The 14206-nt window shown below is 48.7% G+C and carries 10 protein-coding genes and 2 tRNA genes; 9 read left to right on the top strand and 3 right to left on the bottom strand.

What is annotated here, in order from left to right; translation table 11 throughout:
• Window positions 1-146: 146 nt before the first annotated feature.
• Both VNN20_02400 and VNN20_02405 read left to right on the top strand, forming a co-directional pair.
• Complete coding sequence (locus tag VNN20_02400) at window positions 147-767, top strand: DUF1326 domain-containing protein (protein ID HWP91035.1); 621 nt, start codon at window positions 147-149, stop codon at window positions 765-767.
• Window positions 768-1000: 233 nt separating this feature from the next.
• A complete protein-coding gene (locus VNN20_02405; protein HWP91036.1) occupies window positions 1001-1936 on the top strand; it encodes a DUF5996 family protein in 936 nt (311 codons plus the stop codon).
• 161 nt (window positions 1937-2097) lie between these two features.
• Here VNN20_02405 and VNN20_02410 read toward each other — a convergent pair whose 3' ends face one another.
• The gene (locus tag VNN20_02410) at window positions 2098-3759 is read right to left on the bottom strand and encodes a pyridoxal-dependent decarboxylase (protein HWP91037.1); all 1662 of its coding nucleotides are present in this window, start codon (window positions 3757-3759) and stop codon (window positions 2098-2100) included.
• Window positions 3760-4526: 767 nt separating this feature from the next.
• On the opposite strand from VNN20_02410, the gene gyrA reads away from it, so the two are divergent.
• The 3 genes from gyrA (at window position 4527) to VNN20_02425 (ending at window position 8282) form a co-directional block, all read left to right on the top strand.
• The gene (gyrA, locus tag VNN20_02415; protein HWP91038.1) at window positions 4527-6965 is read left to right on the top strand and encodes a DNA gyrase subunit A; all 2439 of its coding nucleotides are present in this window, start codon (window positions 4527-4529) and stop codon (window positions 6963-6965) included.
• Between the two features lie 184 nt (window positions 6966-7149).
• A complete protein-coding gene (locus tag VNN20_02420; protein HWP91039.1) occupies window positions 7150-7644 on the top strand; it encodes a PaaI family thioesterase in 495 nt (164 codons plus the stop codon).
• Window positions 7645-8054: 410 nt separating this feature from the next.
• A complete protein-coding gene (locus VNN20_02425) occupies window positions 8055-8282 on the top strand; it encodes a glutathione binding-like protein (GenBank protein HWP91040.1) in 228 nt (75 codons plus the stop codon).
• Window positions 8283-8448: 166 nt separating this feature from the next.
• On the opposite strand, the gene VNN20_02430 is transcribed toward VNN20_02425, so the two are convergent.
• Window positions 8449-8524 (bottom strand) — tRNA-Gly (locus tag VNN20_02430).
• 103 nt (window positions 8525-8627) lie between these two features.
• Here VNN20_02430 and proB point away from each other — a divergent pair.
• Entirely contained in the window at window positions 8628-9776 is a 1149-nt protein-coding gene (gene proB, locus VNN20_02435; protein HWP91041.1) for a glutamate 5-kinase, read from the top strand.
• Between the two features lie 5 nt (window positions 9777-9781).
• Window positions 9782-10819: an endolytic transglycosylase MltG gene (mltG, locus tag VNN20_02440; GenBank protein HWP91042.1), complete on the top strand. Its 1038-nt coding sequence runs from the start codon at window positions 9782-9784 to the stop codon at window positions 10817-10819.
• Here the strand turns inward: mltG and VNN20_02445 are convergent.
• A complete protein-coding gene (locus VNN20_02445; protein ID HWP91043.1) occupies window positions 10813-12924 on the bottom strand; it encodes an AAA family ATPase in 2112 nt (703 codons plus the stop codon). The genes mltG and VNN20_02445 overlap by 7 nt on opposite strands.
• Window positions 12925-13060: 136 nt before the next feature.
• Here VNN20_02445 and VNN20_02450 point away from each other — a divergent pair, with 136 nt between their 5' ends.
• Window positions 13061-14017 (top strand): hypothetical protein, encoded by a 957-nt coding sequence (locus tag VNN20_02450; GenBank protein HWP91044.1) that lies wholly within the window; start codon window positions 13061-13063, stop codon window positions 14015-14017.
• A gap of 79 nt (window positions 14018-14096) precedes the next feature.
• Window positions 14097-14188: transfer RNA gene (locus tag VNN20_02455), tRNA-Ser, on the top strand.
• Window positions 14189-14206 lie beyond the last annotated feature (18 nt).

Here is a 14206-nt window from a genome sequence, read left to right on the forward strand (position 1 = left end):
TGCTCAGGAAGAACGGACGATGAGCTCCGTAGGCTACTTTCCATTTTCTCTCCTTGACCTGCAATCAGGTTTTTTGTATTCTGGTAGTTAGGCAAGCAATAGCTTGCAGTAATAATACGCTAAACAAGGTTTAAAGGAGAAAAACTATGGCCGATACATCCTGGCAAGTAGCCGGTGATTATTTTGAGACCTGCAGTTGCGATTTTCTCTGTCCCTGCATCTATACGAACCTGGAGGCGAAGCCTACCAAGGACTCGTGTACTGCGGTACTAGCCTTTCATATCGATAAAGGGCGCTATAGTAATTTAGTCCTGGATGATTTGAGCTTTGTTATTGCATTGCGCTCGCCAGGCAAGATGATAGAAGGAAATTGGTCCGTCGGTCTCATTCTAGACGAGCGGGCAAATCCGGAACAACAGGAAGCGCTGACCGCCATCGCCAGCGGCCAGGCCGGTGGGCCAATGGCGAACCTAGCCCCGCTGATCGGCCAGTTTTTGGGGACGGAGTCCAGGCCCATTCACTACCAGAAGAACGGGAAGAGCCGGTCAATATCCATTCCGGGCATTCTTGACCAGGGATTGGAAGGAGTGAGCAGCCCGGCCAGTCCCGACGAGCCGATGTGCATCGATAACACGCTTCATCCGGTTAATCCTCGCTTGGGTTTGGCAAGGGCAACGCGGAGTCACTTTCACGCATTTGGTCTCGACTGGGACGACACCGGCGGTCAGAATAACGGTCACTTTGCACCCTTCCACTGGCAGGTTTGAGAAATCCACTTCCGGATTTGGATTGCGAGCTAAGAAAAAGCCATGCATCCCTTTCTCCTTGAGTAATATTTTCCGCCAGTATACTCGCCGACAAAGAGGGAGGTTCTTTTCTGTATAGTTTCCCATTTCCACTTCTTCTTGACCCGAAAACAGGTTTTGTAGTCTCGATTGCAATTAACTTTAGCTATGACTTACAGCCATTCATACTTAGCTTTGCCGAGAGGAGGTTTATTATGTCGTCACAATCCATTTCACAAAACGAAGCATGGCCGAGTCTCCCGTTGGATGCCTGGAAGGATACATATGCCACACTGCACATGTGGTTACAGATAGTCGGGAAGATTCGTATGGCCCAGAGTCCCTGGGTTAACCATTCCTGGAACGCGACACTATACGTTACCGCCCGTGGACTCACCACCTCTCCTCTCTCATATGGAACGAGGATTTTCCAGATCGCTTTCGATTTTATTGACCACAAGCTACTAATACAGTGCAGCGATGATAGAGCTGGCATAGTTCCGCTTCGGCCGCTCTCCGTTGCGGCGTTTTACAGACAGCTTATGGAGGAGCTCGGCAAGCTTGATTTGTATCTCAAGATCAATACGAAACCAAACGAAGTGCCGGACCCGATTCCTTTCGACCAGGATGAACAACACGCATCCTACGACCCGGAGTATGCCACCCGTTTTTGGCGGATACTGGCGCAGTCAGACCGGGTCTTCAAGCGATTTAGGGGCCGATTCATCGGCAAATGCAGCCCCGTCCACTTCTTCTGGGGCGCCCCTGACCTGGCGGTAACCCGCTTCTCCGGACGGCGGGCGCCGGAGCATCCCGGAGGAATCCCCAACCTTCCCGACGCTGTAACCCGGGAGGCCTATTCACATGAGGTCAGCAGTTGCGGATTCTGGGCAGGCGGCGGTACGGTATCCCATCCGGTCTTCTACTCATATGCTTACCCGGAACCTAATGGCTTTGCCAAAGCTGCAGTCAGGCCGGAGAGCGCTTACTACAGCGACGACTTTCGGGAGTTTCTGCTGCCGTATGATGCGGTCAGAGAAGCCCAATCGCCCGACGACACTTTGCTCGAGTTTTTACAAAGTACATACGAAGCCGCGGCCACTCTGGGAGGATGGGATCGTAAATCCCTGGAGCGTAGCCACACCTTTTAAAGCAAGACCTATCTAAGATGCTAAGATGCATATAATGATGGGCGTTTAGCACTACACCCTCCTCAAGCAAAAGAAGAAAAACGAAGGTTATGAGAGGATTGATGTGGTGCTACTCTAGAAATGCCGTCGGCTAGGCGTCCAGTCAGAAAAGGCTTCGCCGTTTAGATAGTTATCTTTTCCCTCGCCTCTAGCACCTTATCCACGATCGCCTCGATGTTTTCCTCATCTACGAAGGGGGAGAGAATGTAGGATTTGAGGCCTACCACCGGCTCGCCGTAGGATGTGTAGCGGTAGCAGTCTGTGAGCGAGAGCACTACTCCCCTTCCCCCCATCGCTTCGTCATGCACATAGTCGGAAATGCGGCGGTTGTATTCGTTGTGGCGAAGAAGGGTGTCCCGGAATGCCGGGTCATGCAGTTCCTGTTCTTTGATCTCAAATGTGTTTATGCCGTCGGGATAGGCCCGGAATATGGTCACCGTGCCGAAGTTGTCGCGGTTAAGCACCGTGGTATAGGCATGTCCCTCCAGGTGCTCGCGAAGAAGCTGGGCCATCTCCACGATATGCCCGATTATGGCCTGTAAGCCCTTCTTTCCGAAGAGCTTCAAGTTGGCGAGTGCCGCAAGCACCCCGGCACCGCTCCTGGATGTCTCCACGGTGTACATTCCTGGTCGGTGCTCACCGAATTGATATAGATAAGGCATCTTTTCCTGGTCTCGTTGAAGCAATTGCAGGTCCTTTCGGTCCTTGAAGAGAACCAGGCTAGAAATGTACGGGGTGAAGCCGGTTTTGTGAAAGTCGACGCCGACCGAGTCAGCGAGGTGCAGGTCGCGGATTCTATTGCCGGCTCCGGCCAGGGCGCGAACGGTGCGCGGGCGGAAGCCCATCGGGTTTTCCTCGAAAGGATAGTCATTAAAGACCGACCAGGCCCAGCCGATCACCGCATCGGCATGGACATGGGGACAATAGGGCAACCTAAATTCCTCCATCAATTCGTTTCGTAATTTGACTACTTCCTCCAGGTCGTCGAGCCCGAATGCATCGGTAGTTCCCATGGTGCATATAAAACCGGCTATCTTCCTTCCCTCTGCCAACACCTCCCTTGCCCTTTTCCTGAGCGCGGGAATATCCATCTCGTTCCGGGCATTGGTAGGGATTGTTATGAGGTTCTTCTCGCCCAAGCCTAACCAGCCGGCGACGTTGAAACGGCAATAGTGGCTGCAATCGCTCGCAAAAACTACTGCATCTTCTCGCACCCCGTTCTCCATGGCTTTGGGTATTGCTTTCTCGATTCCCACCTTCACACCGTAAAGGGTGGTGCCGGTGCCTCCGAATGTGAATACCCCTGAAGATTGAACCGGGTTGTATCCGACCAGTGCAGAGACCATCGCTACGACTTCCACTTCGGCCAGCGCCACCCGGTGGCTGTACACATCCCATCCCAGGTTCGGGTTATAAAGCTGGGCCAGGGTCATGCCAATAAGCGAGGCGATGGAGGGCGGGGGGACTACGTTCTGCTGAGTACGCGGGTGTCCCCAGATGGTCATACCCTCCAGGTATTTGACCAATGCTGAGATTACATCCTCTAACGAGGACGATTCTTCGGGCAGGCGGGTCATACGAGCCGAGGTGTAATCCAGGGGTTCTCGTTTTCCTAGTATCGGCAGTTCGCCTTTGAGGGCATCTACACCGTCTAGGGCACGCATTACGGTGTGGACCAGGTAGGAGTCGTGGACGCGGTCGCTTACCGGCTGGGGGAAACTTAATCGAATCTTATTCAGGATATCGCGATATGGGACGAGGATTGGTTTTTCTTTATTTTTCACAGGGAAATTATAGCCCAATTTGATAGTGGGGCAAAACATAATTGTGAGAAGAGAAACTGTGATCTTAGCTAAAGATTTAGTCTCTTAATAAACTTGTCTAAAACAAGAGATTGCTTCGTTGGGGGTTCTTATCAGAGTTTATCGAAAAGCTCATGGTTCGACTTCGCTCACCATGATGGTTCGACTCCGCTCACCATGAAGAAGGGGATAAAGCCATAGTAACCCCCTTCACCCTGAGTCCTTCGGCTTAGTTTATCTTGAGCGTAGCCGAAAGGCTCAGGATAAACTACGACGAAGGGTGAGTAGCGGAAACGAAGGGAGCGTAGTCGAAGGCATAAATTCCAGGACCGAAGTGATCCTTTTTTCTGACAGCTAATGTTATTTGGACTTTAATGGATTATTTGAACGGTCATGATTTAGAAGGCACTTTTGTGGACTTTGTGTTTCTAGGTAATGCATATATTTCGACGCTGCTGTACAGGTCTGCGTTCCTTACGTTGTATTGTGGCCAGCGTATCCCCGTATAATGTGGATTACCCCAATTGTAAAGACGCAAGATGTTGCTTCTCTACGGTGACTCCTCTTCTTTGACATCGGGTCTCATTTCGTATATTCTAAATTTACGCTAAATTGATAATTCTCCCTACAAATTACAAGATTTTCTCGTCGGAAAAAGCACTCGAAACTTTCCAGTTAAAGTAAGAACCTCGTCTATTTACTGTAAGCTCAAAGTAGGGGGATTGTAATATCAGGAGGTCTATATTTAGATGACTACTGCTTCTCAGATATTGCCTGTAAACATCGAAGAGGAGATGAAGGAGTCCTATCTCAGCTATTCGATGAGCGTCATCATCGGACGCGCCCTTCCCGATGCCCGGGACGGTTTAAAACCGGTTCACCGCCGTATTCTCTACGGCATGTATGAACTAGGGAATGAGTGGAATAAACCTTATAAGAAATCGGCCAGGATAGTCGGAGACGTGATGGGAAAATATCATCCCCACGGAGACGCCGCCATCTATGATGCCATAGTGAGAATGGCTCAGGAATTTTCCATGCGCTATCCGCTGATCGACGGGCAGGGAAACTTCGGCTCTATTGATGGAGATCCGCCTGCGGCTATGCGTTACACGGAGGTAAGGCTTGACCGCATCGCCGGGGAGATGCTCGAGGATATAGACAAAGAGACGGTGGAGTTCGTCCCCAACTACGATGGTAGCGCCGTCGAGCCGGTTGTCCTACCGGCAAAGATTCCCAACCTCCTTTTAAACGGTTCTTCCGGGATCGCCGTCGGTATGTCCACCAACATACCTCCTCACAACCTGGGGGAGCTGGTAGATGCCATCATCGCCCAGATAAAAAAACCCAATATCTCGCTCGAAGAGTTGATGAAACACGTGCCCGGGCCCGATTTCCCTACCGGAGGTTTCATATGTGGTAGAGAGGCTATAAAAGAGGCCTATGCCACTGGCCGGGGGATTATCAAGTTAAGAGCCCGAGCCAAGATCGAGAAACAGAAGAAGGGCGATAGGGAAAGCATTATCATCACCGAGATACCTTTTCAGGTCAATAAGGCGAAGCTTATCGAGCGTATTGCCGAGTTGGTGAAGGATGAGAAGGTAAAGTCTATCTCGGACATCCGCGACGAGTCGGACAGGGAAGGGATCAGGGTAGTCGTGGAGATAAAGCGGGGGGAAAACGCGGAGGTGACCTTGAATCAGCTTTATAAGCATACCCCGATGGATACCTCTTTCGGAATAATCATGCTTGCCCTGGTAAGGAATCAGCCCCGGGTTCTTCCCCTAAAGGACCTGATAACTCAGTTCATAGAGCACAGAAAGGAAGTAGTAACCAAGCGAACCCAATACGAGCTTCGTAAGGCGGAAGAGAGGCTCCACATATTAGAAGGTCTCAAAATTGCGCTTGACCATCTGGACGAAGTGATCGCATTGATTAGAAAATCGGAGAGCCCGCAAGAGGCCAAGGATGGATTAATAGCAAAACTATCCCTCTCGGCCATTCAGGCCCAGGCCATCCTGGATATGAGGCTTCAGAGACTCACAGCTCTAGAGAGGGGAAAGATACTGGAGGAAAGGGATGAACTGATCAAGACCGTGGCCAAGCTTAAAGAGATCCTGGCCAAGGAACAGCTCATCCTTGATATCATTGTCGAAGAACTCGAAGACATAAAAAAGCGTTACGATGATGAGAGAAGGACGGAGATCATCGATGACGTGGATGATATCTCCATAGAGGACCTCATTGCCGACGAGGACATGGTGGTGACTATTACCCATGAAGGGTACATCAAGAACACACCGCTTAGCGTATACCGAAGCCAGAGGAGGGGCGGTAAAGGAAAGACTGGCATGGTTACGAAAGATACCGATTTCGTCGAAACTATCTTCGTAGCGTCTACTCACAGCTACGTTCTTTTCTTCACCAACTTGGGAAGGTGCTACTGGTTGAAGGTTCACGAGATCCCCGAGGCGGGGCCTACGGCCAAGGGAAAAGCCATAGTTAACCTGCTCGATTTATCCTCTAAAGAGAGCGTTGCCGCCGTTCTTCCGGTGCGCGAATTCAAAGAGGGACAGTTTGTGATAATGGCAACCAAAAACGGAATAGTCAAGAAGACCGAGCTCATGGCTTATTCAAACCCGCGCGCCGGTGGCATAGTAGCCGTGAACGTGCGGGAGGGCGATGAGCTCATCGGTGCGGCAATCACCAGCGGCAATGATGAGATTCTGCTAACCACCCGTTTCGGACAGGCGATCAGGTTTAACGAAGAAGATGTAAGGGATATGGGCAGGACGGCCACCGGGGTGATAGGAATAAGGCTGGATGAGGAAGATGAGGTGGTAAGCCTTGAGGTAATTCAGAATAAGGATGTACAGGTGCTTACGGTTACGGAGATGGGTTATGGAAAGAGAACCCCTGTTTCCGAATACCGGCTTACTGGACGTGGGGGAAAGGGTGTTATTACGATTAAGACTACGGAGAAGAATGGAAGGGTCGTGGGGGCCTTCCAGGTAACAAATGATATGCAGGTTATTCTGATTACCACCCACGGGAAGGTGATTCGGATGGAGGCTTCCCAGATAAGTGTCTATGGAAGGGGCACGCAGGGTCTAAGGCTAATAGACCTGGAGCCGGGGGAGAAGGTTGCTGCGGTGGCAAAGGTGATTGAAAGAGAAGAAGTCCGTTAATCTCACTCCAGGCAAGGAGAGGGGTTAAAGAATATGAATATGCTGATTCAGGGTGCAGAATACACGATGCAGGATAAAACATGAAACATGTATCGTGCATCATGCATCTCTTTGCTAGTGTTCATCAGCGTCCGATCAGAAGCAAATTTGCCCCTAGTCTCTCTTCGGATAAACTTACTGCCCGATGATTCGAGAGATAGAAAACGTTTTTATTGACTTCCCGGGCTATGGGTGTTTTGCCTGCGACCCCCGGAATAACTTGGGGCTCAGGATGAAATTCTATGCCGATGATGAAACCGAAGAGGTATTCACCCGGATAAAACCGGAAGAACACTTCGCTGGGTTTCCGGGCATTCTTCACGGCGGGGTTCAATGCGCTCTGGTCGATGAAGTGGCGTTCTGGGCGATGTTCGATAAGCTCAGGAAGATCGGGGTCACAGTCAAGGTGGAGATGGATTTCCTGAATGCGGTTAAGACGCCTTCTTTGCTGGAGGTAAGGGGTAAGATTGACCGAATTCAGGGAAGAAGGGTCTTTGTGAATGCCAGCATAATGGATGAGAAAAAGGTGATTTGCACCCGAGCTAAGGTTGCTTATTACATTCCCAAAAAGGAAATGCTCTTCAAGATAATGGGAAAGGAGAGGTTTACGGAGAAATTTTTGAAATACATAGACGAGTGAATATAGGGTAACGATACCTTTTCAGACGGATAAGCCGATGATAAAGCTATATGACTTTCCACTCTCCGTAAATTGCTACAAGGTAAGGCTGGCTTTAAGCCAGCTTGGGTTGGAATATGAGAGAATAAATTTAGATACTTTTAAGGAGAACAAAACAGCCCGGAATTCATAGCACTCAATCCAAACAAGAAAATCCCTGTTCTTGTTAATGGCGAGTTTATTATGTGGGAGGCAAATGCAATACCTCTTTATTTAGGTAAAAATATGTACCTAACCGTATTTATTCCGATGAACTAAGAACCTTTGGCGCAATATCTCAGTGGCTTTTCTTCGGGAAGACAACACTTGACCCATTCTGGCAAGGGCACGCTTCATGACCAGATTTGTTCCCCCAGAAAACGGCAATGAGAATGAGCTTGCGGCACTTCGTGAGAGTGGTAAGCTTGCTTCTTGAGATACTGAATAATCATTTAAAGAAAAACGATTTCTTGGCTGGGTATTATTCCATAGCCGATATCGGCTGCTACGCTTATGTGAATACTGCTGAGGAGGGGGAGGTAAGTCTTTCTCCTTTTCCTGCCGTCCGAGACTGGTGTGACCGAATCCAATCCCAGCCGGGGTATGTCCCAATGTATTAGCACAGAGAAAAAAATATTACCGCGAAGGGAAATAGGCAGGATACACGATGCCGGATACTTGTAAAAATTTCATGCATTGTGAACCATTTATCGTGCATGGTTTTTTTGGTTCTGATTCGTGTTAATTCGTGGCTAAAATAAAAACTGTTTAGTAAGGCTAAAGAACTGGAGCGGGAAACGGGACTCGAACCCGCGACTTTCTCCTTGGCAAGGAGACGCTCTACCAACTGAGCTATTCCCGCTCTTAGTGAATTTAAAGATAGCCAGATGAGCATGTGTTGTCAAGAAATACCCCCTCAACCAGTCACTGCCTTTCAGGTAGAATTATAAGCTGTCTTAGTTCCCATGAAAAAAAGAGAAAGAAAAGCTCTGATTTCCCGCGTCAAAAGGGTAGTGATAAAGATAGGGAGTAGCGTCCTTACGAATGAGTATGGTGAGTTGTCCGAGGGCGTCTTCGGCCAGATTGCCAAAGAAGTTTCTGGAATGAAATCCAGGGGCATAGAGCCGATCTTAGTTTCTTCAGGGGCCATTGCCGCCGGTATGAAGAAACTTAGGCTCGGCGACAAGCCCAGGGACATATCCATGAAACAGGCTATAGCCGCCTGCGGCCAGAGTACTCTTATCTGGTACTATGAAAAGGCATTCTCTGAGTTTGGGGAAAGGGTGGCGCAGATCCTGCTTACTCACGATGGGCTTTCAGTGAGAAAAAGATTTTTAAACGCCCGTAAGACACTATTCACGCTACTTAAAATGGGAGTGATTCCAGTCATAAACGAGAACGATACGGTGGCGGTCGAGGAAATCATGTTTGGCGACAACGACAACCTAGCCGCCCTGGTAACCAGCCTGGTGGAAGCAGACCTGCTCATTCTGCTCAGCGACATCGACGGCTTATACGACAAAAATCCGAGGAACCACGCCGATGCAGAGCTGATATCGGTGATAGAAGAAATAGACGAAAGGGTTGAGGAGATAGCCGGGGAGACCTTGGGCAAAACCACCACCGGCGGAATGAGGACCAAGATCGAGGCCTCCAGGACGGCTGCAGCCTTTGGCGTTCCCACCATTATCTCCAACGGGAAAAAGCCGAATTCCCTCTCTGAAATATTTTCCGGCAAGGAAACAGGTACCCTTTTTCTTCCGGCTAGGGAGAGAATTAAGGGGAGAAAGCATTGGATAGCATTTACCCTTAAACCGGTAGGAGAGGTGGTGATTGATGAGGGGGCAAAGAGGGCTATCTCCTTGTCGGGGAAGAGTCTTCTCCCGGCCGGGGTTAAGGCAGTGCGCGGAGTGTTCGATTTGGGTGAGCTGATTAGGTGTGTCGATGAAAGGGGTACAGAGGTGGCCAGAGGACTCACCTCTTATGACTCTGACGAAATAAGAAGAATAGTAGGTGTAAAGACATCAGAGATAGAAAATATCCTGGGATATAAATACGGCGACGAGATTATACATAGAGACGATTTGGTAATTATTTCCAAGGGAGAGGATTAGGTTTTATGAGCGGCCCGGTCTCGAAGATGGGATTCAAGAAGAAAGTACAATTAGCTGTTATCTTCTTCTTGCTTATAATCACTGTCCTTAGTGCTCTTTTTTTCTATTTTTCTTATTTTCTTCCGTCACTCGGGAAAAAGGTAGTGGTGGATATTCCCCGGGGAATGGGCTTGAGCCAGATTGCTCTTAGCCTGGAGGAATCGGGGGTCATAAGGAACGAAAAATTATTCGTCTTCTTCGTATTTCTCAAAGGAGCTCAGAACCGATTGAAAGCCGGAGAGTACGAGTTCCGCCCCGGTGACTCGTTGAACCAGATTATTGAGAAACTCATAAAAGGGGACGTTATAGTCAGGAAGATAACCATACCGGAAGGCCTGACCATGGATCAAATAGCCGAGTTATTAGATGCAAATGGAGTCATGTCCGGTGAAGACTTTATGGAGAAGGCGAAAAGCACTGTATTTGCCAGAGAGATTTTAGGAGATTCCGTGGCCAGTTTTGAGGGCTATCTATTCCCGGATACCTATTCCTATACCAAAGGTATAACTCCAGAAGAGCTTATTATGATGATGACATCAAGATTTAAAAAGGTTTATGAAGCTCTTGGGTCAGGATCCCCTGAGCCACAACTCACCAATCATGAGATTGTTATCCTGGCGTCAATCATCGAGAAGGAAACCGGAGACGGGTCGGAGCGACCTTTGATCTCAGCGGTGTTTTATAACCGCCTGAGGCTGGGAATGAGGCTGGAGAGCGACCCGACCGTGATTTACGGATTGGGTAGTGATTTTGACGGCAATCTTAGGAAGGAACATTTAACAAACGAGGCCAGTAGCTACAACACCTACAGAAGCAGTGGGCTTCCTCCGGGGCCGATCGCTAATCCGGGAAAGGAGTCCCTCTGGGCGGCGTTAAATCCGGCCAGGGTGGATTATGTTTACTTCGTGTCTAAGGGTGACGGTACTCACCATTTTTCTTCCGACTACCGAAACCACCGCGAAGCGGTGATTAAGTACCAAAAGAAAACGAACCGTTCCTACTGAGAGAACACGTTGGTAAAGGGGTCCACGCGCGGTTTTTCGACCGGGGTCGGATTAAGCAATTTTTTGTCCTTTTTCTCTATCCTTATCACCCCGTCCTTACCACGAGAGGCAATAAACTGAGTACCGCTGGTTTCTTCAGAAATCTTTTGAAGTATCTTTGGATAATTTTTTGAGCCTATGAATATCGAGTGTATACATACTCCTAGCTTCTTGGCCCTTATCCTCTCGTTGATTACCTCACAGTCGCCAGAGGTGGGAATGCCGTCGGTGATGAAAAGTATATGCTTATTTCTCTGCCCCCTCCCTTTGAACTCGGAAAGAGCATCCTTGAGCGCATCCTCGTAGTTGGTGTTTCCGGAGCACTCGGTTTTTGAGGCCAGCTCCAATATCCACCTGTAGTCCCTGGTGAAATACTTGTCGTTTCTCTTGTATTTGTAGGAGCGGTGGTTAAATTCGATGTATCCAACCTTCATTTTTTTTGTACGGGCAAGTTCGATTACCCCACGGACCACCGATGATGACCATTCACTATAAACCCCCATCATAGAGGTGCTCACGTCCCGGAGTATGGCGATTTCCCCTCCTATAACCTGTTTCTCCCGTCTATGAACCCGGGGAAGGGTAGGGGTGGTATGTTCGGCCCAGAACATACCCTCAAACGGCTCCACGTCCTCCATCTCGTCAAAGTCGACCATCCTCTTCCACTTTCGGGGAAGGCCGCCGGGATGGGGAGCATCCATGGCAATGCTACGCTGGAAGTTTCCTTCCAATACCTTCATTATTATTCTCACGTTGTCGGCGGACTCCAAGTTCCTTTTGCCACCGATCCAGTAATCTTCCTCGTCGCCCGGTTTTGGAGATTTACTGGAGTAGGTCTTCTGAGATGTCTTCGGTCTACCTTCCTCTCCATCCCCGTCGTTGTCTTCGGGATGTCCGCCTGCTTCCATATCGGAATTAAAATCGCTGTCCATATTTATTTGGTTGTCGTTAGCTATATTTTCTTTCAGCTCTTTAAGTGCCTGGAAAAATGTCCGGCGGGCTTCAGAAAGTTGGTCGGAGGGTTGCTTTTCTTTCTCGCCCTGGTTTTCCCTCTGCCGTGCACCGGGCATATCGCGTTCAAACTCAGACGTCTGCTGCTCTATATCGCTCTTTGAATGTTTGAAGGCTTTTTTTTTTGAGATTACATCGTCAATAATCTCGTCGAGTTTGAGGAAAACCTCCGGTTGTACGCGAAAAGCAGTCATGTATTTTAGAGCCCTTAGGTCCTCTAGGGTGCAATGATCTCGGTTATTGAGAAGAGCGTGTGCCCGTATGATTTTTAGGGACTTCACGAAGAACGTTCGGTCAGAAATCAGGGAGTTCGTCTCATTTTGGTTATAGTCTTCGATTAGGGTAGCAACGAAGTTAGCTAAACCCTCTTGGACCTCGTTTGGAATCTCTACGACTGCTAGTTTTTCATAGTATTCATCGAAAACCTTCTTGCTTACCCTTACCGGAACCTCATAACTTAGCGGTCTTTCGGAGTATAATTTTATTATTTCTTTTGCTTGATCCCACTTCCGGCCATAGGAAAGCCCTTGGGCATTAATCTGTAGCACAAAACGGTCCAAATTTGCCGGGTCCAGGGGTTCGTTATAGTATTCGTCGGCGGTGGGGTTGCTCGTAGCGATTGCGGTAAGAAGGGGTATAGAATCATCCCCGAACTTCCTTTCATTCAATATTCTAAGAAGCACGTTGAGGGACTCGCCCGGCGCACGAGAAATATCGTCGAGTAGGCATATTTCAGCGGTAAGTATCCCCCCTTTTACGATTCTCTGTTTGATTACCTCTCCTTCTTTGTCTATTATCTGTTTCGATATAACCAAATCGCCCAGTATCTCGGACAATCTTGTATCCCGGTGAAGCTGATAGAAAAAGAATCTGAGCTGAGCGGCTCCTGAAATGATCTCGGCAAGCATTGTTTTTGCCGTTCCCGGAGGACCTTCTATGTATATGTGTTCTCTGGAGATCACACCCAGAAGGAGAGCCATCTTAACCTCTTCGTGTCCAATCACGTGCTTATCCATTTCCTCTTTCAGTAATTTGAAAGGATTGCCGTCTGTCATAATTTGCTATACCCTCCGTTTGTTGTACTCTTTTGTAATTTTACATAAGCAAGGTTTCTTTTGCAATATAAAGAGATTCGGGTGAAAGCTCCCCGATATTTTAACGTATAATTTAGGGGAAAAGGAGCAGAGAACTATGAGCATGAAAGGGCTATTTGTCTTCTGTACACTGTTATTCGCCTCGCCCGGCGGTATAGAACACTCCACTTTATCTGAGGGAACCACCGGCAGTTCTTCTCCTGCTCAGAACATAGTGGTTAAAAACCAGGACGAACTCAGAAAGGTGTGGAGTCAACTGGGAATAAAGAGTGAGATCCCATCCGTCGATTTTAGTTATGAGCTGGTGGTTGTCATCGTGTCAAGAGGGAAATTGGCGAGCTCGACGGAAATATGGGGAGCGGAGAAGAAATCGGACCATACCGTTGAGGTAAGATACGTGGTGAGGCCATTTGGTACAGGGGACTTAAATGCCAGGAAACCAGGAATGTTTCCATACATCGTGACTAAGCTTTATCCCCTGGATGTGCAGAAGACAAATGTAAGGTTTGTCGAGGATATACCACTTCCGCCCATCCCGAGGGACAGTGGTATCGGGCAAGTTCCATCTTATACTAACGTGCTTAAGGATTATGGAAAAGCGGATATGGCACTCTTTCTTCCGCTGGATAAGGGGAACTCCTGGACCTACAGGGTTGAGTCTTCAGATAAATCGGGAGAGGAAACATACTCTATAATTTCTATCTCCCAAGACGGCTGGTCGGTTTTTGACCGATTTTTCGGCCAAAAAAGCATTGCCATGCGGGTTGACCCTTCCGGAAGTGTTTTGGTATCGTCCAAGAAAGGGGTGCAGAGCCTTTACCCCGATGATGTTGGGCTGAATCCCGATAGGTCTCAATTTTCGACGCCGGCTGGAATGTTCGATGATTTGATAGTAGCTACCATCCCTGACGACGGCCAATTCTGGTTCAAAGACGTGTATGCAAAAGGGGTAGGGCTTATCTACCATGAGATAAAATCGCCCAAAGGGGTGGTCAAATACACCTTAGTCAAGGCAAGGGTAAAGGGAACGAACTATCCTTCCGTGAACAATTGACAAGTGCAACTATGGTCAATTCAATTTGACACCCATACCCTGTTTGGTTAATTTTTACCTTAATCTCATAGAGTGAAAAGGAGAGGTGGCCGAGTGGTCGAAGGCACTCGCCTGCTAAGCGAGGAAGGGGATAAAACTCCTTCGAGGGTTCGAATCCCTCCCTCTCCGCCAGAGGTTTCAACTCAAGCT

It is taken from the genome of Thermodesulfobacteriota bacterium (genome assembly GCA_035559815.1).
Taxonomy (GTDB): Bacteria; Desulfobacterota_D; UBA1144; order Nemesobacterales; family CSP1-2; genus DATMAT01.

Coding starts and splice junctions, on each gene's coding strand:
- VNN20_02400 (HWP91035.1), top strand. CDS start 147: ATGGCCGATACATCCTGGCAAGTAGCCGGTGATTATTTTGAGACCTGC.
- VNN20_02405 (HWP91036.1), top strand. CDS start 1,001: ATGTCGTCACAATCCATTTCACAAAACGAAGCATGGCCGAGTCTCCCG.
- gyrA (HWP91038.1), top strand. CDS start 4,527: ATGACTACTGCTTCTCAGATATTGCCTGTAAACATCGAAGAGGAGATG.
- VNN20_02420 (HWP91039.1), top strand. CDS start 7,150: ATGATTCGAGAGATAGAAAACGTTTTTATTGACTTCCCGGGCTATGGG.
- VNN20_02425 (HWP91040.1), top strand. CDS start 8,055: ATGAGCTTGCGGCACTTCGTGAGAGTGGTAAGCTTGCTTCTTGAGATA.
- proB (HWP91041.1), top strand. CDS start 8,628: ATGAAAAAAAGAGAAAGAAAAGCTCTGATTTCCCGCGTCAAAAGGGTA.
- mltG (HWP91042.1), top strand. CDS start 9,782: ATGAGCGGCCCGGTCTCGAAGATGGGATTCAAGAAGAAAGTACAATTA.
- VNN20_02445 (HWP91043.1), bottom strand. CDS start 12,924: ATGACAGACGGCAATCCTTTCAAATTACTGAAAGAGGAAATGGATAAG.
- VNN20_02450 (HWP91044.1), top strand. CDS start 13,061: ATGAGCATGAAAGGGCTATTTGTCTTCTGTACACTGTTATTCGCCTCG.